The organism is Pelistega europaea, from assembly GCF_013133775.1.
In the GTDB taxonomy this organism is placed as follows: Bacteria; Pseudomonadota; Gammaproteobacteria; order Burkholderiales; family Burkholderiaceae_B; genus Taylorella; species Taylorella europaea.
The window spans coordinates 91,017-114,291 of the sequence record NZ_JABGBO010000002.1 but is presented as its reverse complement, the minus strand read 5'-3'; the positions used below and the strand labels follow the sequence as shown (position 1 = coordinate 114,291).

Here is a 23,275-nt window from a genome sequence, read left to right as displayed (position 1 = left end):
AAATAACATATGACAATTAATCAATATGCACCACTACGATTTATTACTGCTGGTAGTGTTGATGATGGTAAAAGTACGCTGATTGGGCGTTTGCTTTATGATAGCAAGGCTTTGTTAAGCGATCAGATTTCACATATTACGAAGAATAATTCTGAAGAAATTGATTTTTCAATCTTGACGGATGGCTTAGCAGCAGAGCGTGAGCAAGGGATTACTATTGATGTTGCTTATCGCTATTTCTCTACTGCCAAGCGTAAATTTATCATTGCCGATACTCCAGGACATGAACAGTATACGCGCAATATGGTGACAGGGGCTTCTACGGCAGATGCAGCGGTCGTGTTGGTCGATGCAAGTCAGCTTGACTTTACACAAAAGCCACTTAATTTGTTGCCACAAACTAAGCGTCATTCAGCAATTTTGCGTCATCTAGCCTGTCCTCATATTATCGTAGCAGTAAATAAAATGGATTTACTTGGCTTTGAACAAGAGAAGTTTGAAGCGATTGAGGCTGCCTATAGATTACTTAGTGAACAATTAGATATTCGTGCAGACCTTTATTTTGTACCAATTTCTGCATTAAAGGGCGATAACGTAGTATATAAAAGTGAAAATACGCCCTGGTATACTGGCGCCCCTTTGCTGGGTATCTTAGAAAATCTACCTATTCATAAAGATATTGCATTAAACAAAGAAGCGTTTCATTTCCCTGTGCAATATGTATTGCGTTTAGATAGTGATAAACAAGATGATTTTCGTGGTTATCAGGGAAAAATTGAAGCAGGAAGTATTGCAGTAGGGGATAAGGTTCGCGTTGAACCATCGGGTCAGGAGTCCGTAGTAGCCGCTATATTTTCACCTGATGCCCAAGTAGAACAGGCAAGTGCTGGCGAGCAAATCACCCTATGTTTAACAGATGATATTGATATTTCGCGTGGTGATACGTTGATTTTTGCAACCAGTCCTCGTCAAGCACAAAAGCAATTAAGTGCCACACTATGCTGGTTTGACCAACGCCCATTAAACTTGGCCCGTAAATATCTACTGAAACATACAACACAAAATGTCTTTGCACGTATCAAAGCGATTGACTACTTGTTAGATGTAAAAACCCTAAGTAAACATCAAAGTGGAGAGAGCTTCCAATTAAATGATTTGGGACAAGTGCAGATTAGTTTACAAAAACCCATTTTGGCAACAACCTATCAGGAAAATATTGCTACAGGTTCCTTTATCCTCATTGATGAGGTGACTTACCATACTGTAGCAGCAGGTATGATTTTGGCAGCAGAATAGGAGAAAAACAGTGTTAGTAAATTCTGGAACACAAGTAAATTCTGGAGTGGGGATGCCAATTTCAACACAGGCTCAAACCTCAACTGCATCAGGGGTTTCTATAGGAACACCTATTTCTGCTGAGTTAGCACAACAGCTAAGTCATTTAAATCCAGTCCAACTTGCCTGGTTATCAGGGTATTGCTGGGCTAAAGTGGATGCAGTATCGGGGGTAAATGGTAATGGAGTTTCTCGCCATGAGCCTAATATTACTGGAGATGTGGCTCCTAGCATAATGCCAACCCCTGCAGCAGTACCTATTCGTATTAAGATTATTTCTGCTTCACAAACAGGCAATGCCCGGAAAGTGGCCGAACAATTAAAAGCACAGCTTGATACTGTGGCAGAAGTTCAGCTTATTGCAGCAGCTGACTATAAAGCTAAACAAATGACACAAGAGAGCATTGTATTGTTAGTAACATCTACTCAGGGAGATGGAGAGCCCCCTGAAGAGGCTTTAAACTTGCATCGTTTCTTATTTGGTAAAAAAGCCCCGGATTTATCTGGATTATCATTTGCTGTGTTGGGTTTAGGAGATAGTTCTTATCCTAATTTCTGTCAAGCGGCCAAAGATTTTGATAAACGATTGGCTGAGCTAGGAGCCAAGCGCTTATTTGATGTTGGTACCTGTGACGTAGACTATCAGGAGTTGTCACAGGCATGGATAGCTCAAGCACAACAACATTTCTTGGCTCTCAAAGAGGCAGGAGATGTAAGTGAAGTGTCAAATCGAAGTGAAGCAGCAACAGCTAATGACAGCCCAGCTGACGCTGTAGCCTATACCAAAGAACATCCTTTCACGGCAACTTTAAATGTGCGTCAAAAAATCACTGGAAGAAATTCCTCTAAAGATGTTGAGCATATCGAAATTGACCTGAGTGGTTCAGGGTTGCAATATCAAGTCGGTGATGCTTTGGGAGTATGGTTTCGTAATGATGAGCAGCTAGTCGACGAAGTCCTAGGATTAGTCTCCTTAACTGGGGATGAGTCTGTTACTTTAGCAAATATCACCCCACTTCTTCAGTCTGACAATCCATTGACAACAGGGCATTCTTTAACACTTAAAGAAGCCCTAATCTCTCAGCTGGAACTTACCCAAAATACTGCTAAGTTTGTGCAAGCCTATGCTGCATTAAATCCTATCACAGAGTTACAGAGTCTGGTTGCCAATAGTAAGTTATTACAGGATTTTGTACAGACTACACAAATTGTTGATGTCTTACGTGCCTATCCTCATGCATTGACTGCTGAACAGCTTGTATCACTTTTACGTCCTTTGACTCCTCGGCTTTATTCCATTGCTTCTTCACAAGCAGAAGTGGGAGATGAGGTTCATTTAACGGTGGGGGTAGTACGTTATAAACGTGATGGGATTACTCGTTCTGGTGGAGCTTCAGGTTACTTAGGAGAGCGTTTAGAGGAAGATGGCGAAGTGCCTGTATTTATTGAGCCTAATCCACATTTTCGCTTACCTGTTGCAACCGATAAGGACATTATCATGATTGGTGCAGGAACGGGAATTGCCCCTTTTAGGGCTTTTATGCAAGAGCGTGCGAATCAACAGGCGACAGGCAAGAATTGGTTATTCTTTGGCAACCCAACGTTTACTGAAGACTTTTTATACCAACAAGAATGGCAAGACTATGCGAGACAAGGTCTACTCAATCGCTATCACTTTGCTTGGTCACGAGATCAAGCTAAGAAAGTTTATGTACAAGATAAAATCCGCGAACAAGCTCGTGAGATTTGGTCTTGGCTAAAGGGAGGGGCTTATATCTATGTTTGTGGTGATGCAAGCAAAATGGCAAAAGACGTTGAGCAAGCCTTACTAGCAATTATTCGTCAAGAAGGAGGGCTAGATGATGACGCTGCTGAAGACTATTTGGCCGATTTACGTCAGGATAAACGTTATCAAAGAGATGTGTATTGATTAACAGGATTGAGATTTTGAAGAATAAACATTTGTTGCCCCTTGTGATATTCATAGATGAGTGGTTGCATCAGCTAGATAATGTATATGGAGTAAAGTATGAGTGATAAAACAACAGCATGGAAGCAATTTCCTTTGGCCGATAATGAGCGACTTAAAGAAGAAAGCGATTATTTGCACGGCACGATTGCAGAAGATTTAAATGAGCAGTTAACAGGTGGGTTTAATAAAGATAATTTTCAACTAATCCGGTTTCATGGGATGTATGAGCAGGATAATCGTGATATTCGTGCTGAGCGTCAAGCACAGAAGCTAGAACCCAATAAGAATGTAATGTTGCGTTGTCGCCTGCCGGGTGGAATTATTAGTCCTAAACAATGGTTAGGTATTGATGAATTTGCATCAAAATACACTTCTTTTGGGAGTATCCGCTTAACTAATCGGCAGACCTTTCAGTTTCATGGTGTGTTAAAGCGAGATATTAAATTTATGCACCAATGGCTGCATGAGCTTGGATTGGACTCTATTGCGACAGCAGGAGATGTTAACCGTAATGTACTCTGTACTCCCAATCCAGTTGAAAGTAGGCTACATCAACAAGCTTATGAATGGGCAAAGAAAATTTCCGAGCATTTGCTTCCTCGAACCAGTGCTTATGCGGATATTTGGTTAGATGGTGAAAAGGTTCTTAGCACTGAACAAGAACAGCCATTTTTAAAAGAGTCTTCTGATAAAACTGAACCCATCCTAGGTAAAACATATTTACCTCGTAAATTTAAAACAACAGTGGTTATTCCTCCACAAAATGATGTGGATTTGCATGCAAATGATTTGAGTTTTGTAGCGATTGCCAATAAAGATGAGCTAATTGGCTTTAATGTACTGATTGGGGGCGGTTTGTCTATGGACTTTACCAACCACAATACCTATCCAAGCACGGCACAAGAGTTAGGGTTTGTATACCTTAAGGATGTGCTATCTTGTGCTGAGGCTGTAGTGACTGTACAGCGTGATTGGGGTAATCGCAGCGACCGTAAGAATGCTAAATTGCGTTATACACTAGCGCGAGTTGGCTTGGATGAGTTCCGTGCTGAGGTGGAAAGGCGTGCCAATATTCAATTAGAAGCCATCCGTCCTTACGAATTTACCGAGCGTGGTGATCGTATTGGTTGGGTACAAGGAGAAGATAAAAAATGGCATTTGACCTTATTTGTGGAAAGTGGTCGTCTTATTGACACCCCTAATCGCCCATTAAAAACAGGGATGCGTGAAATTGCCAAGGTACACAAAGGAGATTTTCGTCTAACCGCTAATCAAAACCTTGTTGTAGCAGGCGTGTCTACTCGTGATAAATCCAAGATTGAAAAAATTGCTCGTGAATATAAGCTGATTGATGATAGTATTACCCCCTTAAGAAAACAAAGTATGGCTTGTGTAGCACTGCCGACTTGTCCTTTAGCAATGGCAGAAGCAGAGCGGTTTTTACCGGGGTTTGTTGATCAGGTTGATGCTTTAATGGCAAAATATGGCATGTCGCAAGAGAGTATTGTATTACGCGTAACAGGATGCCCCAATGGTTGTGGTCGAGCAATGTTGGCCGAAATTGGTTTAGTGGGGCGTGCTTTAGGACGTTATAACCTTTATATTGGAGGGAACCGTGCAGGTACGCGTATTCCTCGCTTATTTAAAGAGAATATTACCGAGGCAGAGATTATTGCTATTATTGATGGCTGGATTGCTGCTTGGGCAAAAAATCGTGAGGTAGGCGAGGGGATAGGTGACTTTGCAATACGCACTGGAATTGTTGAACCTGTTACTAATCCTGCTGTGGATTTCTGGGAAGTTAAGCTAAAAGTTGCATAATGCGGCTAGGCTACTTTAAAAAGTTACGCCAAAAGCTGCGTGGTGTGGATAGGCTACTTTAAGGATAAAGTACAAGCATAAAGGGCTATCAATAGATTATTGGTAGCTCATAGTGTTATTTACGGCTTTTTTTACCCTTGGCTGTTAGTGTGCAACCCATAGAAGCGATAATAATGCACATAATCGCAACAATCTGTTGTAAAGTGAGGTATTCATGCAGAATAAACGCACCTACTATTGTACTAAACGCAGGTTCTAAACTTAGTAACACACCAAAGGTTTTGCGGTCCAATGAGCGTAAAGCAATCATTTCTAGTGAATAAGGAATTGCACTGGATAAAAGTCCGACAATAAATCCCATCCATAAGAGTTCAGGATGCCATAAATCCACCAGCCCCAAATCTAGCGTGGCAAAAGGAAGTACAGTCAGTGTGGATATACTGATTCCAAAGGCACTTGCTTGCCCTGGGTGTATACCATTCATTTTTTGACCAATAATGATATATATCGCCCATAACACTGCTGCCGTAGAAATATAGATTAAGCCCATGGTATCTAGAGAATCTGTGCCTGTTAAGCCATTGGGGATAAGGAAAAGAAGACCCGCTGCCACTAAGGCAATCCATAGGAAGTCAATCTTACGACGAGAAGAAAAAAGGGCTAGACCTAGTGGACCACAAAATTCAATCGCTACAGCAATGCCTAGAGGAATAGTCTGTAGTGCCAAGTAAAAGAACAGATTTAATAGTCCTAGCGAGACGCCATAAGCAACAATCAGTTTAAATTGAGTAAATGATAAAGAAAAGCGCCAAGGTCTCCATGCAATCCATAATAAAATAGCTGAGAAAAGTAAGCGATAAAAGGTTGTGCCTTGAGCTCCTAACTCATGAAAAAGTCCCTTGGCATAAGAATTACCAAGAGAAATAGAAATCATAGAGCCTATTAGAGTAATAATACCCACATAGAGTGGGTAATTTTTGGAGACGACTTGCTCAGAAGACATATCAACGCATTTATAAAAACAAATTATGCTAGGAGTGTATGCTCATTCTTTCTTGGCGAAGCGTATAAGAACGCATTAACAACATAGCAGAAATAGGGGAGGTGAAAAAGAGAAATAAGATAATCACCACTTCGTGGAAGGACACTCTATCACGGATATACCATGAGAGTAAACATGAAGCGGCCAATACTAACATGGTACCTAGGGTATTACCTAGGGTGGTAGCGTGAATACGTCCTGTAAAGTCGTTAAAACGCAACAATCCTAAAGTGCCGATTAGTGTAATCAGACTGCCAAGGATTAGTAGTACTGCAATAATGATGCTGGGAATTAAAGGTACACTAGTCATGGCTCAATTACCTCACCGCGTAATAAAAACTTAGCTAATGCAGCTGTTCCAACAAAACCAAATAAAGCAATTAATAATGCAATATCGTAGTACCATGATGTACGAAAAAGTATGCCTAGTGTAATGATAAGCAGCATGGCATTAATATACATGGCATCCAATGCCCAAGCACGATCTTGGGGGCTGGGTCCTTTAACAATGCGAATCGTGCAAACCAGACAACCTAAGGCAAAACACATAATCGCAAAGTAGGAAGCGAGAGAAATAATATTTATGCTCATAGTAGACTACTCAAAAATCTCAATTAATAATTTTTCGTAGCGGTTCTTAATGATGTCGAACCATTCAGTTTCCTCTTTTAAGTCTAGTACGTGTAAACGTAGAATATAGTCTTTTTCAGAAAGACTAGACCAGACTGTGCCAGGTGCAAAAGTAATAATACAGGCAAGAAACGCAATTGCATGAGGATCGCGGATTTCTAATGGTATGTAAACATAACCAGAGTTAAAGTCGTCACGACGCCATTGTAAAATCAGCTTTATCACCGCCAAATTCGAACGTAAAGTATCGATTAATACTCGCCCCATAAGTCGCAAAATAAGCCAAATTTTTTGTGGATAAGCAAGATCTGGGCGTAGCCGTAGTGACAATATCACCAATACAAAACTAATACCCCCACCTAGCAGAAACTGCCCTAGGTCTATACTGTTGGAAAGAAGTAGCCATAATAGGGTTAATAGGACTGTCATAGGAATCCAGAAGAACACACTAATCATTATTGTTCTCCTAAGTGGTATGGAACCCGTTTGGCGTGAAATACTGCCTCGATATACTCCATCGGCTCATCTAGAGAAGTGGCTGTATTGTTCATATATGCCATCACATCGCTAACAAAAATAGTGATATAAAAGCAACCACAGAGTAGCAATGTGATTGGAAGGGCTTCAGATACCGTGAGTTTAGGGGTGTTTAAGGTACCTGAACCCCAGAAGATACGGGTACCTGTACGACCTAGCACAATCACAGTCACCATACCAGAGACCAGCATGAATCCGACTAACATCCAAGCATTATGCGTACTGGAAGCAACTTCAGTAAGATTAATCGCTTGTGAAAGCAAGGTAAATTTTGCTAAAAAACCTGAAAATGGAGGCAAACCTGCGACAATAAGAACGCAGGTAAAAAATGCAAACCCTAAAAATGCCATAGAAGCAGGGATGGGGACACCGACTACTTCTCCTGAATAGTCAGAGGATTTATCTTTATCTAGCCCAAAGGCCTCTAGCGAAATGGATAATACACTACTTTGAACTGTCTCAGTGCGACGAATAATTTCTACTAATAAAAAGGCTACTCCCAATGCTAATACAGAACTAACAAGATAGTAAAGTGAGGGTCCTGTCAGCGTGACACCAGGCATACCTAATGCAGTTAAAAGAGTGCCTGAAGAAATCACAATAAAGTAGGAAATCATACGGCCAAGGTTTTTCTCAGCAAGTAAGCCCATCGTGCCATAAAAAAGGGTGCCTAGACCCATATAGAACATCCATTCCCCACCAAAACCAGCTGGAGCCCCAGTGGGCAATAGTAATGAGCCTACCCGCAATAGTGCGTAGATGCCTACTTTAGTCATGATAGAGAACATGGCTGCAACCGGTGCTACCGCAGAGGCATAGGCATTAATCAACCAGAAACTCAGAGGCCAGGCAGCTGCTTTAATAAGAAAAGCGGTTGCTAAAAAAGCACAAGCAGTTTCAAATAAAATGCGTTCGCTGGCACTCAAGTTGCCGGCTTTCATGCCGATTTCGGCCAGATTAAGAGTGCCTGTGACAGAATAAATCATTGAAATGCCAATGAGCATCAAAAAGCTACCTAGTAGGTTTACTACAATATAGTGAAACCCTGACCCTACACGGCTGACACCTGATCCATGCAAAAGCAGTCCATAAGAAGCGGCTAAAAAGATTTCAAAAAAGACAAAAAGATTAAATAAATCCCCTGTTAGGAAAGCACCATTAAGCCCCATCATAATAAACTGGAATAGGGGATAGAAATGTACTCCTGCTCTGTCCCATAGCGAGCTTGAGTAAATTAAACAAGTTAATCCCAACCCTGCAGTCAATAGCAGCATCAATGCAGTGAGACGATCAGCAACCAGCACAATACCATAAGGAGCCTCCCAATCACCCAACAAGTACACTGCAATATTATTAAACCAGCTTACATATTCTAGTTGTCCTGTCACCCCTATCATAAGCAAAATGGCCACTACTAACTGAGCAAGAGCGGACAAAATCCCTAATGCTTTATTAAAGTGACGACGCTTATCCTTGAGGTATACCATCAATGCCCCAGTGAACATGGGAATGGCGATACTAAAGACAGGCAGATTATTCCAAAATATCATGAGCGTTTCTCAACCTTTCCATCTACATGGTCTGATCCAGTCATCCCACGTTGAGCCATAATAACAACCAAAATGAGAGCAGTCATTGCGAAACCAATAACAATGGCAGTGAGTACAAGGGACTGAGGTATAGGGTCAGCATATAAAATGGTGTCAACCGGTGCTGTCTTATTAATAATCGGAGGGGCTCCTACAAACAAACGCCCTGTGCCAAAAATAAAGAGATTAATCGCATAGGAAAGCAGCGACAGACCGATAATAACTTGGAATGTACGTGGGCGCAGTAACAACCATACACCTGAACCTGCGAGAATACCAACAGCAAGTGCATAAACTATTTCCATGCTAAGTCTCCTCGTGTTAGAAATAAAGGGGTGGCAAGGAAAGCATCTATCATGAAGTCTCTCCTTTTTTGCGTTGCGAACGTAAGGATTGGTGAGCTAGTGCCACTAGCATATAGGTCACAGCCCCTACAACTAGCATAAAGACGCCAAAATCAAATAGCATCACACTGGATAGGTGCAGTTCTCCTAGAACTGGTAAATTAACATGCCATGCCAATGCAGACAAAAACGGTAAACCATATAAAAAGGGTAAGAATCCAGCAAGTGCTGCCATGATGAGTCCTATGGCTATCCAGTTTTGGGGGCGAATACGTGAGCGACGCTCTACCCAATGAATGCCACTAACCATATACTGAATAATGACACCCGTAGCAAAAATAACTCCTGCAGTAAAACCCCCTCCTGGCAAATTATGTCCTCGTAAAAAGAAGAAGACAGCAATAAGACTGATGATAGGGAGGATAAACCGTGCTAGTACATTGGGCACAAGCAACGTTCCGCGAGGAAGAGCCTCATTTTCTTGGATAATAGTTAAATCTGTAGAAGCTATCTTGGTGCGTTTTTCAAGTGCATAAATACTTTCTTCTGGGGGGCGAAAACGGCGTAATAAAGCATAAACAGTAAGTGCCACAATGCCCAGTACTGTAATCTCACCATATGTGTCAAAAGCACGGAAATCTACTAGAAGCACATTGACAACATTGGCTCCTCCACCTTCAGGGAGAGATTGTTCAAGAAAGAATTTACCGATAGAGGGAATAGTATTACGTGTGGTGATAATGTAAGTTAGCAAAGCAATCCCTATCCCAGTGGCGATGGAAAGCATAGCATCACGGGTATGCCGTAAATGGGCAACCGTTTCTTCAGCCTCTGTCATTTCATCATTTTTACTGCGACGTGGCAACCAGCGCAATCCCAATAAAAGCAACACAACAGTGACGGTTTCTATCATTAATTGGGTCAAGGCTAAGTCAGGGGCAGATAACCAGGCGAATGTAATAATAGTGACTACACCAGCACCACCAGCAAATACAATGGCACGAAAACGATTGTATTTAGCTTGATATGCTGCACCAATAGCACAGGCAGCACCAACGAGCCACAATATGGCAAAACTCATACTAAATTCAGTACGTGGCACTTGCCACCAGTCCTGATAGCGTAATAGGGGAATCAGTGCTACTACAAAACTCACCACAATAATACAGAAGACCTGTACTTGGACGCGACTAGAGGCTATATAAGTATTAATCGTACTGGCGGTAATATCTAAGCCATCCATAATGCGGTCAAAAATCGCTCTTCCCTCAATACGAATGCCTAAAGTGCGTCCAGGATGAGTTGCCCAATAAGGTCGTAGGCCCAGATAAAGAATAATGCCTCCTACCAAGGCGAGTGCACTCATTAATAAAGGTATATTAAAACCATGGAAAATGGCAAGATTGATAGCTGGGTGGTCGGCCCCTATAATTGCACTGGTCGCGATTTCTAGGACAGGGGCTATGACAGTAGCAGGAAGCACTCCGATAAGAATGCAAAGACATACGAGTACAGCACTGGGGAACAACATCCATTTAGGTGGTTCATGAGGTGCTCTAGGTAGGTCTTGAGCAGGCCTTCCAAAAAAGACTTTTAGAATAAAGCGTAATGAATAAGCCACGCTAAATGCACTGGCAATCACAGCGAGTACAGGAAGCAGATAACGTCCTCCGATATGGTAATTGAGCGTTTCTGAGAAAAACATCTCTTTAGAAATGAAACCGTTGAGTAAGGGTACACCTGCCATTGCCGCTGCTGCTACAATAGCTAGAGTAGCAGTCAGGGGCATGCTTTTACGTAGTCCTGATAGCACAAACATATCGCGTGTTCCAGTCTCGTGGTCCACAATACCTGTAGCCATAAAAAGCGAGGCTTTAAAGGTCGCATGATTAATCATATGAAATACTGCTGCGATTAGGGCTAATGGGCTATTAAGTCCGAGTAATAAGGTAATTAGCCCTAGGTGACTAATTGTAGAGTAAGCGAGAACACCTTTCATATCGCGTTGAAAAGTGGCAATATAAGCCCCGATAGCCAAAGACAAGAAACCTGATAAGCCTACAAACCAGAACCATTCATCCGTTAATGCTAACACGGGCCAGAAACGGGCGAGAATAAAGACTCCTGCCTTAACAAGAGTGGCGGAGTGTAAATACGCAGACACGGGTGTAGGGGCTGCCATGGCATTGGGAAGCCAGAATTGGAAAGGGAACTGTGCACTCTTAGTCAGAGCCCCAATTACAAAGAGAATCACAATCAGGGGATATAAATCATCGTGACGAATAGTATCTCCTGATTGCAGAATAACTCGCAATTCATAGGAGTTGACCACTTGACCGATAAGTAACATAGCAGCGAGAAGACAAAAACCACCTGCTGCTGTGATAGTCAACGCGATACGAGCTCCACGTCTAGCTTCTGGACGGTGATGCCAGTAGGCAATTAGCATAAAAGAGGAGAGGGAGGTCAACTCCCAAAAAATTACTAATTGGATGACATTGCCCGATAGTACAACACCAAGCATAGACCCCATAAAAGCAAGGAAAAAGGCGAAAAATCGCGGTACAGGGTCTGCTGGATTCATGTAGTAGCGTGCATAGATAACGACCAACAACCCGATTAAACAAACGATAAAAGCAAATAGCCAAGAAAAACCATCTAACCTAAAAATAATATTTAAGTCTAGATAGGGAAGCCATTCGATTTGTTGTTCGGTGACATTGCCAGCAAAAATACTAGGAGTATGCCAAATGACAATACCGAGGCAAATAAAGGCGATAATACCCGATAAGACGGCTTCTCGATTGCGCGCATTTGGTGGGAGTATGCCTGCTAGGATACTCCCAAGAAAAGGAAAAATAACGAGCAGAGATAGAGTCATTAATAATCGCCCATAACAATGCATAAAATACTGTGTTATGTGTATTTTAACATATTATGTCGATAAATAACGATATTTTAAGCGGTTTTAGTTAATTTTAAAACTCGGCAACCAAGCCTTGATAAATAATTTGTCCAGTAATGCTATTGGATAAATGTTGGCCAGCGGGTTCAATGCTAATTAATAACAAATCACCAGTTTTTAGCAGATTATAACGGGGAAATACTGTATCCTGACTGCTATCAATTACCCCTAATGGATGCGTTAAGCCTTGAGAATCTCGATGCCATAGCTGTAGACGAATTTTGCTATCTAATTTCTGATGGACAACTGGCTGTATGAATAGCTTGTTGGTCTGTTTCACAATGAAGCCTACCTGATTAGCTTGGGTTGTAGAGCTAAGCACTGCTGCATTACGGATAGGATTTTCTAGTGGTCGGATAATGAGTAGAGCAAGCATTAATATAACTAACCCTAAACTAAAAAAACGCCAGAAATTGCGACTAATCCAACAGCGACGCATGGTCAGAAGAAATTTATCCCAGTTGCCTTGTGCATTAGTTTGATCTTGGGTGAGCTGCAACTCATCTGCTAGCTCTTGAGTATCTGTATGAGTGTCTTTTTCAGTAGTGGTGAGCTGCTTGATGCGTACCCATAGGGCATCAGGAGGAGTTTCAAGAATTAGCTGGTTTAAAAAATGAAGAAACTCTTCTTCCCAGACAAAACTAATTTTTTCTGCAACGGGATCCTCTGCAAGTAAAGCATGAGCCTCTTGCTGGTCGTTATCGCTCAAAGCCCCCAACACATACTCACCGATAAAAACCGTATGATCATGTTTAAATGCTAAGGTATCTCGTCGTTGAGCAAGATAGTTAAGACCTAGTTTGAGGTTTTCTTTGAGTTGTCCTAATGGCATTTGCAAAAGAGTGGCTGTATCAGGTAGACTCTCGGCACTGAAATAAGTCGTGATAAGTGCTTTTTGAGTGTCTTCAGGAAGCTCTTCAAATACTTGATAAAAAGAGCCTGGCTCTACAAAATTGTGAACGCCAGCGTGTAAATTTGTGCAAACATCACCTAGTACAGCAGAACTCTCTTTAAGATTTTCTTTAAGGGCTTGGTAATTCTTGCGGATGATGTTGTTGAGGTGAAAACGGAAAATCGTATAAATCCAGCCTCTAGGATTGGGCATGGTTTCATCGAAATACTGAGCGTTTTCCCAAATGAGAGTAAATGTCTGAACAACAGCGTCTTCGGCAAACTTGTAATGATGTAGAACCTTGAAAGCAAACGCCAACATATACGAGGCCTCTTGCTTGTAGATGTTTTGCAAGGATTTTTTATTACCCTTAGCGATGGCTTTAAGTTCTTTTGTATATGGAAAGGTTTGCTTTTCTTGTCCCATAGTCATTACCTGAATTGTCTTTTTTTGTTCAATCCTCTGATTTTATCCTAAAAAAACAATTTTTCTTTTATTTTTGCTGAATATCTAAACTTTCAATAAGCGGTTGCCATTGTTCGCGCTCTTTTTGCATGAAAGCACTAAATTCCTGTGGAGTGCTAGGTATGGCTTCCATATAAAGATTTTGGAATTTCCTTTGAATTTCAGGCTTTTTAAGGGCATCGTATAATGCTTTTTGAAGTTTAGCTCTGATTTCAGATGGTACTGCACTAGAAATAACAAAGCCATTCCATGCTTGACTAGTAATATCAGCTACTCCAGTTTCTGCTACAGTAGGGACATCAGGCAGTGCCTTGCTGCGCTTTTCGCTGGCTTGTGCTAGCACATGGAGCTTGCCTTCCTTGCCTAGATTTATGACAGCCCCAGGAGTTAATGAGGCAAATTGCACATCGCCAGCTAATAAGGCAGCAACAGCATCTGGTGAGCCTTTATAAGGGATGGCAACAGCCTGAGTTTGTGTTGCTTTGAGTAATAATTCGCTTGTTAAATGAGAGCCTGAACCTATCCCCACAGTGGCAAAGTTAAATTTACCTGGGTTGGCTTTGAGTAAGTCAACTAGCTCTTTTAAGGTTGTAGCCCCTGTACTTTTGGAGGCTACAATAATATTAGGCTGAGTTGCTGCTAATGTGAGAGGAGCCAAGTCTTTTTGAGGATTATAGCTTAAATTTTTGGTGATAAATTGGTTGTAGACAAGAGGACCATTAATGCTAAGCCCAAAGGTATAGCCGTCAGGTCGCGATTTCGCGACAGCTCCTGTAGCAATATTGCCACCAGCACCAGGACGGTTTTCAACAATGATAGTTTGATCTAACTCTTTACTGACCTCTTTTGCCACTAGGCGAGCGACAACATCTGGATTGGATCCAGGACCAAAAGGGACAAGAAGGCGTAATTCATGGTCTGGCCATTTGGCTTGGGCTGTGCTGATACTCCCCAAGAGGCTTATCCCCAAGATAATTTTTTTGAATAGTTTTAACTGTTTCATTTAAAATCACCTCTAATAGAATCTGTGAAAAGTTTATTTATCACTGCTTATATAGTTTAGTTATGGTTCATTTATAGATTGCTGTTTTTGGTATGCTATGGCGTATTTTCCGGTGTGGATGGAAGAGACAAGTCAGCAGGAGGGATGCCGAACAACGTATCATAGTAAGTATTGAACGTATGCTGTTGTTGGTGAGGAGATGATTCTGCTCGCTCCTTAATGAACTGTTCATGTGATAGTTTGCGAGAAAGCGCAAGGAATCGTTGCTCACACAAGGGAAACATATTCTCATCAGCAGGTATTTCTTTAAAACGGGTCACATAAAGATATTGCATGCAAGTATTGACTGCTTTGTGCTTATCATAAGCGGTATAACCTGGTTCAAGAGGAATATCTTGTGCATAAGCTATAAAGGAATTGCTCATCAATATAAAGAAGACAGAGAAAACATATCCTTTTCGCAAGAAACTATTTCTCATGCTGATTCTCCAGGCCTAAAATAATTTCTGCAATTTTAGCATTGACCTGTTTATCGTCTGGAGACAAAGTCTCATAAATATCTTTAAGAGTATACTTGTAGCCATAGGCACGACGGAAATTATCATAGATATGTTGATTAAGACGCAGATAATCTGCCAATGGAACTTGTTTCATAAACTCTTGTAGGCGGAATTGACAAAGATTATAAATCTCTTTGTTAGTAAGTGCTTGTTTTTTACCAGATTGGACAATTGTTTCTCCAGAGGTTATGCCTGATTGACAATAGCTAACTAACTCCTGTTGAATGGCCTCAGGGTAGGGCTCAGATGAACATGCACTTAAACCAGTGCTGACTATGAGTAGTAATGCACCGTGGGGGATTTTAGAACGATTTAACAGTCGGCATTGCATGATTATACAGACCAATAGGAATGGGGACAGTACAAAAACAGGTGAATACTACCATGCATTAGGAATATTTTTATGTCACAAAACCACTAAATTGTAAGATTAATATCACAAAATATTACTTCTAAAATACTTGCCTAGGCAATTAATTTGCTTTAGAATATAGGATTTCTAGCATTGCCACCTGTTTTATAACAGGATATCCCGCTAAAAAATAATTTTAATTACCATTGGAAATATGAGTACCAAATTTTTGAATTTTAAGCATAAATTGCTTGTGTTGGCAGTGGCTCCTGCTGTGTTATTAAGTGCGTGTGGTGATGGTTCTCAACAGGCACAATCTCGTCCACCGATGAATGTTGCTGCTATTGATGTAGGTGTAGAACCTGTGCGTATTTTTACAACTTTACCTGGTCGTATCAAAGCAATTAAAGATGCAGAAGTCCGGGCACGTGTGACAGGTATTGTGCAACATATTAATTTTGAACAGGGTAGTGAGGTCAAAGCAGGACAGTTGCTTTTTAAAATTGACCCTGCTACATATCAAGCAAGTGTGGATGCGGCAGCAGCATCCTTAACTCAAGCTGAGGCGACCGAGGCAAGCAATGCTATGCTTGCCAAACGCTACAGTACACTTATCAAAGAAAATGCAATTAGTCAGCAAGAGTATGATAATGCAGTGGCAGCAGCACGACAATCTAAAGCCTCTGTAGAAGCAGCAAAGGCAAATTTAGAAAGTGCCAAGATTAATCTTTCTTATACTGATGTGACTTCCCCAGTTGATGGTATTGTGGGCAAGGCATTGGTGACAGAAGGGGCATTGGTTAGCGCTACAGAAGCTACCCAATTGGCTACTGTTCAAAATCTTGATGAAGTTTATGTAGACTTTACCCAATCTACGACAGAGATTACTCAACTTCGCAAAGCACTGCAAAGCGGAGAATTAGAGAGCGTTGATAAAAATACCGCAGTAGTACGTCTGATTTTAGAGGATGGTTCAACTTATGAATTACCAGGTAAATTATTATTTAGCGGTGTTTCTGTCGACCCTGATACTGGTAAAGTGAACTTGCGTGCCGTTTTCCCTAATCCAGAGCATCTTTTATTGCCAGGGATGTTTGTTCAAGTGCAATTAGAGCGAGGCTTTAACAAGGCTGCTGTGATGGTGCCAACACAGGCTATTCAACGCCAAGCCGATGGCAGCAATATGGTATATGTGGTGGTTGATGGCAAAGTAGCCATGCGTCCAGTACAACTTGGCGAAGTTGTGGGTAATAAGACTCAAATCAGTAGTGGTCTTAAAGCTGGTGAGAAGCTCATCGTAGAAGGCTTTACCAAAATTGGTCCTGGGGCTCCTGTCAATGTGCTTCCTTGGTCTAAAGCAGCAAATGCAGCTAAACAACCAGCTACAGACTCAGCTAAAGCGGCAGCTGATGACTCTGCTGAAAAAGCCGCGCAACAGCCTACCGACGCTAAACAATAATACCCTGAAGGTAAATTATGGCTCAGTTTTTTATTCATCGCCCAATTTTTGCTTGGGTGATTGCTATTCTTATTACGTTGTTTGGGGCTTTGGCGCTGCCCAACATGCCCATTGCGCAATATCCTAATGTAGCGCCCCCCACCATTAGTATTAATGCTAGCTATCCTGGTGCTTCACCTGAAGAGGTGGCTCGCTCGGTTACAAGTATCATCGAAAACAAACTTAATGGTATTGAAAATCTGCTCTACTATACATCAACCAGTGATGCAAACGGTAACGCTCAAATTGATGTAACCTTTGAAGCTGGAACCAACGATGACCAAGCGCAGATTGACGTACAAAATGCAGTAGCGAGTGTGACAGCTAGTCTCCCTACACAGGTGACACAACAGGGGTTAACCTATAACAAACAGAACTCTGGCTTCTTGTTAATCGTAGCCTTGAGTTCAAAAGATAGTAGTTATTCTGCAGAGGATTTGTCTGATTATATTGTTCGTAATATTCAAAACCCGATTTCTCGCGTGAAAGGGGTAGGTAAGTTCCAACTTTTTGGTGCAGAACGGGCTATGCGTATCTGGGTAGATCCTCAGAAACTAACAGCATATGACTTGACTATGGCAGATGTTAATAATGCCATCAGTGCACAACACGGAATGATTTCTGCTGGTGTATTAGGTGGTCCACCAACACCCGATAGTCAAACCATTTCAGCCATTATCCGCTCTAATGGTGAACTAACAACAGTGGATGATTTTAATAATGTCGTATTGAAATCTGATTCCAATGGTGCTTTAGTTTATTTGAAGGATGTGGCTCGTGTTGAAATTGGTATTGACAGCTATCGAGCTAGTTCACGTCTTAACGGTAAACCTACCGCAGTATTTGCGATTTCACTTTCTCCCACAGCAAATGCTTTGGAAACTGAAGGATTAATCAAAGAAGAAATGGATAAGCTCTCAGCTTATTTTCCAGAAGGCGTGACTTATACCATACCGTATAATACTGCTCCTTATATTGATGCCTCTATCAACAAGGTATTCCATACTTTATTGGAAGCGATGGTTTTGGTATTTATTGTGATGTTTATTTTTCTACAAAACATCCGTTATACCTTGATTCCTAGTTTGGTAGTACCTGTTGCATTGATGGGGACTGTAGCTGCCTTATTGGCCTTGGGATACTCGATTAACGTGCTGACTATGTTTGCCATGGTTCTGGCTATCGGTATTTTGGTGGATGATGCTATTGTGGTAGTGGAAAACGTTGAGCGGATTATGGCGACAGAGGGATTACCTCCCAAACAGGCGACTATTAAAGCTATGCCACAGATTTCAGGAGCAATTGTCGGTATTACCCTTGTTCTGATTACTGTATTTACACCGCTACTCTTTATGTCTGGCTCATCAGGGGTTATTTACCGCCAGTTTGCTGTAGCGATGGCAGTATCTATCGCATTCTCTGGCTTTTTGGCCTTGACTTTCACCCCTGCCTTATGTGCCACTATTCTAAAGGCTATTCCCAAAGGTCATCATATTGAGAAAAAAGGCTTTTTTGGATGGTTTAACCGTAGTTTTGATAAAGTGACTCTGCGCTATTCAGAAGGCGTTGCTGCCTTGATTAAACGTAGCGTACGTATGATGATTATCTATGTATTACTTGTTGCAGGCGCGGTGTTCTTGTTTAAAAATTTACCTAGTTCCTTTATGCCAGAGGAAGACCAGGGCTTCACAATTACTAGCATAGAACTACCATCTGGGGTTTCAACCAACCGTACAGTGGATGTACTTAAGCAAGTAGAGGGATTTTATATGAATAAAGTCCCAGAATTGCAAAACATTATTGCAGTACAAGGCTTTAGCTTTAACGGTAGCGGTTTAAACTCAGGTATTGCATTTGCTACACTGAAAGGCTTTGAGGAACGTAAATCACCAGAAAGTAGTGCATCTGCGATTGCAGGCAAGGCAACAGGTGCGTTGCTTTACGGTATTCCGGATGCTACGATTTTTAGTATTATTCCTCCTTCAATTCCAGGATTGGGGACATCGTCTGGTTTCTCTTTAGAGCTACAAGATCGTGATAATTTAGGTCAAGCTGGATTGCGTCAGGCAGCTCAGCTACTAATTCAAAAAGCAGGCGAGTCCGGCAAGGTTGTCAATGCTCGTATTGCAGGCTTAGGTCCTGGTCCGCAGCTTTCTATTAAAGTTAACCGTGATAAGGCTCAAACTTTTGGAGTAGCAATTGCAGATGTACGTAGTGTGTTGTCAACTGCAGTAGGTTCTAACTTTATTGGTAAATTCCCCAATAATGGACGCATGCAGAACATCTGGGTACAAGCGGATGACAATGGACGTCTGACATTGGATGAGGTACTAAAGCTTAAAGTTCGCAATAGTGCGGGTAATCTTGTAGATTTGAGTAGTTTAGTTGATGTGTCATGGACCAGTGGTCCCTCACAGGTTAAACGCTTTAATAGCTATGACTCCATCAGTATTTCGGGTGATGCAGCACCTGGATTTGCAAGTAGTGATGCCATGAATGCGATGGTGGACATCATTAAAAATGACTTACCTAAGGGCATAGGCTATGAATGGTCTGGTATTTCTTACCAAGAAATTCAAGCAGGTAACCAAGCACCTATTATGATGGCATTAGCTATCTTGGTTGTATTCCTTGTGTTGGCTGCCCTTTATGAAAGCTGGTCTATTCCATTGTCTGCTTTATTAATTGTGCCGTTAGGGATGTTGGGTACAGTGGCTTTGACCAAGATTTTGAACATGTCCAACGATATCTACTTCCAAGTAGGTATGATTACAGTAATTGGTTTGTCTGCCAAGAATGCGATTCTGATTGTTGAGTTCGCCAAAGATGCTTATGCAGAGGGTAAAGACTTGTTCTCATCAGCAGTAGAAGCGGCACGTTTGCGTTTCCGTCCGATTTTGATGACCTCATTTGCCTTTATCATGGGGGTTATTCCGCTTGCTATGGCAACAGGTGAGGGGGCTGCTGGTCAAAAAGCTGTAGGTTTTGGTGTGCTTGGTGGTATGCTTGCCGCAACACCTTTCTCCGTGACTTTCGTACCCGTATTCTTTGTGTTTGTATTGCGTCTATTCAAGACAAAACCTCGTCTGCTTGGTCCACAAGAAACAAGGCATGAGGAAGAGGTAAAAGAGCGTCAGACTAAAAATGAAATCTACGCTGATTTAAATGAATACACAGAATCATCTTCAAAGGATAAAAAATAATGTCAGTTATTGCTCGTTTATCTGTATTAAGTAGTAGTATTTTGCTGGCAGCATGTAATTTTGCTCCGAAATATGAGGCTCCTGCAGCTCCCTTAGGTGCTCAGTATCAACCAGTGGCAACTGGCGAAGCCCTCAGTTCTGAACAAAAGGCCTCTGAAGGTGAGGCAGTCAAAGTTACCACCAATGAGGTGGTGGCAGGCAGTACTGCGGCTGACCTTGGTTGGAAGACATTTTTTACTGACCCTCGTCTTAAAGCGTTTATCGAGTTGGGCTTAGCTAACAACCGTGATTTACTAGTAGCAACTAAAAATGTAGAAATTGCCAAGAAACAATACGGCATTCAGTTAAGTAATCTTTTCCCTTCTGTTGGGGCTAGTTTTACACAGTCTGCTCAAAATTTACCAGCAGATATGAGTGCAATGGGTGTGCGGAATATTTCCCGTAGCTATATTGCTGGGGTAGGGATTACAAACTTTGAGCTTGATTTTTTTGGCAAAATTCGCAATCAAAATGAGGCTTCTTTACAGGCTTATTTTGCGACTGAGCAAGCACAGCGTACAGCTCAAATTAACTTAGTAGCAAGCATTGCAAATACCTATTTTAGTATTCGCTCGCTTAATGAGATGGAACAGCTTATCAATAGTATTGTAGATGCTTATGGTAAGACCTATCAACTCACTTTATCACGTTTTAAAGCAGGAGTTGCATCACAAGTAGATGTGAACCAAGCACAATCGACCTTTGAAAGTGCCAAGGCAAGTTTAGCTGAGACACGTCGAAATCGTGCCCAAGCTGTTAATGCTTTATCCTTGTTGATTGGACAAGATGTACCATCAGGCCTTCCTGCAGCAGCGCCTTTTGGCAAAGATGTGATTATGTCTAATATTCCTGTGGGTTTACCATCGGATTTATTAACTCGTCGTCCTGATATTATGGCAGCAGAGCATAATCTTAAAGCAGCTAATGCCAATATCGGAGCTGCGCGTGCAGCATTTTTCCCATCAATTAGTTTAACTGCTTTGTTGGGAGTGGCTAGCCCTGAGTTAAGCAATTTGTTTAGTCCTCATCAAGGGCGAGATATGTGGACATTTAGCCCTAGCATCAGTCTACCCATCTACTCTTTTGGTGCTTTGAAAAATAGTCTAGATGTGGCAGAGCTTAGCAAAGACGTACAAATTGCCACTTACCAACAGACCATTCAAACAGCATTCTCCGAAGTTAACGATGCTCTAGTTGGTGTTCAAACCTATAAAGAACAGCTCGATGCCTTGCGTGCACAAACAGCGGCAGCAGAACAGTCCCTTAAACTTGCTATGTTGCGTTATACTAGTGGGGTTGATGACTTTCTTGCAGTACAATCAGCACAAGTGGCATTGTTAAATGTCAAACAGAACTTTTTATCTGTAGGTTTAGCCTCTTTGCAAAATAAGGTGAGCCTTTATAAGGCATTAGGTGGTGGCTGGTCTGCTGAAGATGTGAAAAAGAAGTAATCTTCATAGACGGTTTATTTCACGATTAAAATGTGTTTGCATAGCAGATAAACATTGGTTTAGACCTAACACGCTGCCTTGCTAGGGCAGCGGTTTAGTTTATAGAAAGGTAAAGTGTTTTTTTGTAGATTAACCCATTACATCACCAAGAGAAATTTTATGAAATGGGTGAGATTCTACTGAAATGAGAGAAAGAGAATGATTGAATTAGGTGTAAATATCGACCATGTTGCTACGTTGAGGCAACAGCGTCATTGTATATATCCCGACCCTGTCAAAGCTGCATTGATTGCAGAGCAAGCAGGAGCCGATGCGATTACCTTGCATTTGCGTGAGGATCGACGTCATATCCAAGACAAGGATGTGTATGAATTACGTCCCTTGTTATTGACGCGTATGAATCTAGAGTGTGCAATTACTCCTGAGATGCTGCGTATTGCGTGTGATGTAAAACCACACGATGTGTGCTTGGTACCCGAACGCCGTCAAGAATTAACGACAGAGGGTGGATTGGATGTAGTAACTCATGCTGAACAAACGCGTGAAGCAGTAGAGCAGTTGACAGAAGCGGGGTCCCGAGTCTCTCTGTTTATTGATCCAGATGAGCATCAAATTGAGGCAGCAGTTAAAGCTGGTGCTAAAATTATTGAGCTTCATACAGGTGCTTATGCAGAGGCACAAGATGCTACCAGCATTAAACGTGAATTGGCTCGATTACAAAAAAGTATTGCTTTTGCTTTGTCATGTGGACTTAAAGTCAATGCAGGACATGGCTTACATTATCAAAATGTACGCCCCGTGGTTGAGCTAGGTGGTATTAGCGAACTAAATATCGGTCATGCTATCATTGCACAAGCGGTATTTGATGGCTTGGATAAAGCCGTACGTGATATGAAGGCGTTGTTAATGTAATGAGTTCAGCATAGGCTCAATACATCCCCCTGCTGAAAAGGATATTGATGATGATTAAAAATATAGACATGGTCAATGCGTTGATTGCACGCAATTCAATGAAGCTGGTCACTGCACCAGCCCCCAGCGATGAAGAGCTTGCTAAAGCATTACAGGCAGCCGTTGCTGCTCCAGATCATGGTAATCTGACCCCATGGCGTTTTAAGATTATCCGTGGAGAGGGGATTCAGCAATTTGCTGATTTGGCATTTCGTATCCGTCAAGAAAGTGATGAACCATTTACAGAGGATAAGCTAGCTGCCTCTAAAGCATGGCTATCTGAAGTACCACTGATTATCGCATTGGGTTGTAAGATGGATTACAGCAATACCAAAATCCCTGAGGATGAGCGTATTATTGCAACAGGTTGTGCTGTAATGAATTTGATGAATGCCTTACATCTAATGGGATATGGTACTTTTTGGAGTACGGGTATTGCCACTTATTTTGAGGAGTTTCAGACGGCAATTGGTTTTGATCCCCTCGAATATCGTTTTATGGGTTTCTTGGCTGTGGGCACTCCTAAGATGCCAATTCCACAGAAAAACCGTAAATCCTATACTGAGTTTTTAATAGATTAATTGTTTGCAAAAAAAGCACCGATATGTAGGGGAGCATAATCGGTG

19 protein-coding genes are annotated in these 23,275 nt (G+C 41.7%); 8 read left to right on the top strand and 11 right to left on the bottom strand.

What is annotated here, in order from left to right:
• Positions 1 to 9 precede the first annotated feature (9 nt).
• From HKX40_RS02100 to cysI, 3 genes are all read left to right on the top strand, one after another.
• Positions 10 to 1,296 carry a sulfate adenylyltransferase subunit 1 gene (locus HKX40_RS02100; protein ID WP_171587923.1) on the top strand — a complete coding sequence of 429 codons (1,287 nt, stop codon included), beginning with the start codon at positions 10 to 12 and terminating at the stop codon, positions 1,294 to 1,296.
• A 10-nt stretch (positions 1,297 to 1,306) separates the two neighbouring features.
• On the top strand, positions 1,307 to 3,265 hold the full coding sequence (locus HKX40_RS02095) for an assimilatory sulfite reductase (NADPH) flavoprotein subunit (protein WP_343042919.1): 1,959 nt from the start codon (positions 1,307 to 1,309) through the stop codon (positions 3,263 to 3,265).
• A 99-nt stretch (positions 3,266 to 3,364) separates the two neighbouring features.
• A complete protein-coding gene (gene cysI / locus HKX40_RS02090; protein WP_171587922.1) occupies positions 3,365 to 5,128 on the top strand; it encodes an assimilatory sulfite reductase (NADPH) hemoprotein subunit in 1,764 nt (587 codons plus the stop codon).
• Between the two features lie 115 nt (positions 5,129 to 5,243).
• On the opposite strand, the gene HKX40_RS02085 is transcribed toward cysI, so the two are convergent.
• The 11 genes from HKX40_RS02085 to HKX40_RS02035 all read right to left on the bottom strand — a co-directional run bounded on the left by HKX40_RS02085 (position 5,244) and on the right by HKX40_RS02035 (position 15,486).
• Positions 5,244 to 6,131 (bottom strand): EamA family transporter, encoded by an 888-nt coding sequence (locus tag HKX40_RS02085; protein WP_171587921.1) that lies wholly within the window; start codon positions 6,129 to 6,131, stop codon positions 5,244 to 5,246.
• A 28-nt stretch (positions 6,132 to 6,159) separates the two neighbouring features.
• Positions 6,160 to 6,480 carry a monovalent cation/H(+) antiporter subunit G gene (gene mnhG, locus HKX40_RS02080; protein ID WP_171587920.1) on the bottom strand — a complete coding sequence of 107 codons (321 nt, stop codon included), beginning with the start codon at positions 6,478 to 6,480 and terminating at the stop codon, positions 6,160 to 6,162.
• On the bottom strand, positions 6,477 to 6,761 hold the full coding sequence (locus tag HKX40_RS02075; protein ID WP_171587919.1) for a K+/H+ antiporter subunit F: 285 nt from the start codon (positions 6,759 to 6,761) through the stop codon (positions 6,477 to 6,479). Before HKX40_RS02075 ends, mnhG begins: the two co-directional genes overlap by 4 nt.
• A gap of 6 nt (positions 6,762 to 6,767) precedes the next feature.
• The gene (locus HKX40_RS02070; RefSeq protein WP_171587918.1) at positions 6,768 to 7,256 is read right to left on the bottom strand and encodes a Na+/H+ antiporter subunit E; all 489 of its coding nucleotides are present in this window, start codon (positions 7,254 to 7,256) and stop codon (positions 6,768 to 6,770) included.
• A complete protein-coding gene (locus tag HKX40_RS02065) occupies positions 7,256 to 8,887 on the bottom strand; it encodes a monovalent cation/H+ antiporter subunit D (RefSeq protein WP_171587917.1) in 1,632 nt (543 codons plus the stop codon). Before HKX40_RS02065 ends, HKX40_RS02070 begins: the two co-directional genes overlap by 1 nt.
• The gene (locus HKX40_RS02060) at positions 8,884 to 9,231 is read right to left on the bottom strand and encodes a Na+/H+ antiporter subunit C (protein WP_171587916.1); all 348 of its coding nucleotides are present in this window, start codon (positions 9,229 to 9,231) and stop codon (positions 8,884 to 8,886) included. The genes HKX40_RS02065 and HKX40_RS02060 overlap by 4 nt, the downstream gene beginning before the upstream one ends.
• Positions 9,232 to 9,280: 49 nt before the next feature.
• Positions 9,281 to 12,151 carry a monovalent cation/H+ antiporter subunit A gene (locus tag HKX40_RS02055; RefSeq protein ID WP_171587915.1) on the bottom strand — a complete coding sequence of 957 codons (2,871 nt, stop codon included), beginning with the start codon at positions 12,149 to 12,151 and terminating at the stop codon, positions 9,281 to 9,283.
• Between the two features lie 97 nt (positions 12,152 to 12,248).
• Entirely contained in the window at positions 12,249 to 13,553 is a 1,305-nt protein-coding gene (locus tag HKX40_RS02050) for an anti-sigma factor domain-containing protein (protein WP_171587914.1), read from the bottom strand.
• Between the two features lie 67 nt (positions 13,554 to 13,620).
• Positions 13,621 to 14,595 (bottom strand): Bug family tripartite tricarboxylate transporter substrate binding protein, encoded by a 975-nt coding sequence (locus HKX40_RS02045; protein WP_171587913.1) that lies wholly within the window; start codon positions 14,593 to 14,595, stop codon positions 13,621 to 13,623.
• Positions 14,596 to 14,690: 95 nt separating this feature from the next.
• Positions 14,691 to 15,020, bottom strand: coding sequence for a hypothetical protein (locus HKX40_RS02040; protein WP_171587912.1), 330 nt, complete (start codon positions 15,018 to 15,020; stop codon positions 14,691 to 14,693).
• Positions 15,021 to 15,063: 43 nt separating this feature from the next.
• Positions 15,064 to 15,486 carry a hypothetical protein gene (locus tag HKX40_RS02035; protein ID WP_171587911.1) on the bottom strand — a complete coding sequence of 141 codons (423 nt, stop codon included), beginning with the start codon at positions 15,484 to 15,486 and terminating at the stop codon, positions 15,064 to 15,066.
• A 235-nt stretch (positions 15,487 to 15,721) separates the two neighbouring features.
• Between HKX40_RS02035 and HKX40_RS02030 the strand changes: the two genes are divergently transcribed.
• The 5 genes from HKX40_RS02030 to HKX40_RS02010 all read left to right on the top strand — a co-directional run bounded on the left by HKX40_RS02030 (position 15,722) and on the right by HKX40_RS02010 (position 23,230).
• Positions 15,722 to 16,966 carry an efflux RND transporter periplasmic adaptor subunit gene (locus tag HKX40_RS02030; RefSeq protein ID WP_171587910.1) on the top strand — a complete coding sequence of 415 codons (1,245 nt, stop codon included), beginning with the start codon at positions 15,722 to 15,724 and terminating at the stop codon, positions 16,964 to 16,966.
• 17 nt (positions 16,967 to 16,983) lie between these two features.
• The gene (locus HKX40_RS02025) at positions 16,984 to 20,208 is read left to right on the top strand and encodes a multidrug efflux RND transporter permease subunit (protein WP_171587909.1); all 3,225 of its coding nucleotides are present in this window, start codon (positions 16,984 to 16,986) and stop codon (positions 20,206 to 20,208) included.
• Entirely contained in the window at positions 20,208 to 21,698 is a 1,491-nt protein-coding gene (locus tag HKX40_RS02020; RefSeq protein WP_171587908.1) for an efflux transporter outer membrane subunit, read from the top strand. Before HKX40_RS02025 ends, HKX40_RS02020 begins: the two co-directional genes overlap by 1 nt.
• Before the next feature lie 198 nt (positions 21,699 to 21,896).
• On the top strand, positions 21,897 to 22,610 hold the full coding sequence (gene pdxJ / locus HKX40_RS02015) for a pyridoxine 5'-phosphate synthase (protein ID WP_171587907.1): 714 nt from the start codon (positions 21,897 to 21,899) through the stop codon (positions 22,608 to 22,610).
• Positions 22,611 to 22,657: 47 nt separating this feature from the next.
• Positions 22,658 to 23,230: a nitroreductase family protein gene (locus HKX40_RS02010; protein WP_246233522.1), complete on the top strand. Its 573-nt coding sequence runs from the start codon at positions 22,658 to 22,660 to the stop codon at positions 23,228 to 23,230.
• Positions 23,231 to 23,275: the final 45 nt, after the last annotated feature.

What these genes read in the sequence shown, in the direction of transcription:
- HKX40_RS02100 (WP_171587923.1), top strand. Translation starts at nt 10, where the DNA reads ATGACAATTAATCAATATGCACCACTACGATTTATTACTGCTGGTAGT.
- cysI (WP_171587922.1), top strand. Translation starts at nt 3,365, where the DNA reads ATGAGTGATAAAACAACAGCATGGAAGCAATTTCCTTTGGCCGATAAT.
- HKX40_RS02085 (WP_171587921.1), bottom strand. Translation starts at nt 6,131, where the DNA reads ATGTCTTCTGAGCAAGTCGTCTCCAAAAATTACCCACTCTATGTGGGT.
- mnhG (WP_171587920.1), bottom strand. Translation starts at nt 6,480, where the DNA reads ATGACTAGTGTACCTTTAATTCCCAGCATCATTATTGCAGTACTACTA.
- HKX40_RS02075 (WP_171587919.1), bottom strand. Translation starts at nt 6,761, where the DNA reads ATGAGCATAAATATTATTTCTCTCGCTTCCTACTTTGCGATTATGTGT.
- HKX40_RS02070 (WP_171587918.1), bottom strand. Translation starts at nt 7,256, where the DNA reads ATGATTAGTGTGTTCTTCTGGATTCCTATGACAGTCCTATTAACCCTA.
- HKX40_RS02065 (WP_171587917.1), bottom strand. Translation starts at nt 8,887, where the DNA reads ATGATATTTTGGAATAATCTGCCTGTCTTTAGTATCGCCATTCCCATG.
- HKX40_RS02060 (WP_171587916.1), bottom strand. Translation starts at nt 9,231, where the DNA reads ATGGAAATAGTTTATGCACTTGCTGTTGGTATTCTCGCAGGTTCAGGT.
- HKX40_RS02055 (WP_171587915.1), bottom strand. Translation starts at nt 12,151, where the DNA reads ATGACTCTATCTCTGCTCGTTATTTTTCCTTTTCTTGGGAGTATCCTA.
- HKX40_RS02050 (WP_171587914.1), bottom strand. Translation starts at nt 13,553, where the DNA reads ATGGGACAAGAAAAGCAAACCTTTCCATATACAAAAGAACTTAAAGCC.
- HKX40_RS02045 (WP_171587913.1), bottom strand. Translation starts at nt 14,595, where the DNA reads ATGAAACAGTTAAAACTATTCAAAAAAATTATCTTGGGGATAAGCCTC.
- HKX40_RS02040 (WP_171587912.1), bottom strand. Translation starts at nt 15,020, where the DNA reads ATGAGCAATTCCTTTATAGCTTATGCACAAGATATTCCTCTTGAACCA.
- HKX40_RS02035 (WP_171587911.1), bottom strand. Translation starts at nt 15,486, where the DNA reads ATGCAATGCCGACTGTTAAATCGTTCTAAAATCCCCCACGGTGCATTA.
- HKX40_RS02030 (WP_171587910.1), top strand. Translation starts at nt 15,722, where the DNA reads ATGAGTACCAAATTTTTGAATTTTAAGCATAAATTGCTTGTGTTGGCA.
- HKX40_RS02025 (WP_171587909.1), top strand. Translation starts at nt 16,984, where the DNA reads ATGGCTCAGTTTTTTATTCATCGCCCAATTTTTGCTTGGGTGATTGCT.
- HKX40_RS02020 (WP_171587908.1), top strand. Translation starts at nt 20,208, where the DNA reads ATGTCAGTTATTGCTCGTTTATCTGTATTAAGTAGTAGTATTTTGCTG.
- pdxJ (WP_171587907.1), top strand. Translation starts at nt 21,897, where the DNA reads ATGATTGAATTAGGTGTAAATATCGACCATGTTGCTACGTTGAGGCAA.
- HKX40_RS02010 (WP_246233522.1), top strand. Translation starts at nt 22,658, where the DNA reads ATGATGATTAAAAATATAGACATGGTCAATGCGTTGATTGCACGCAAT.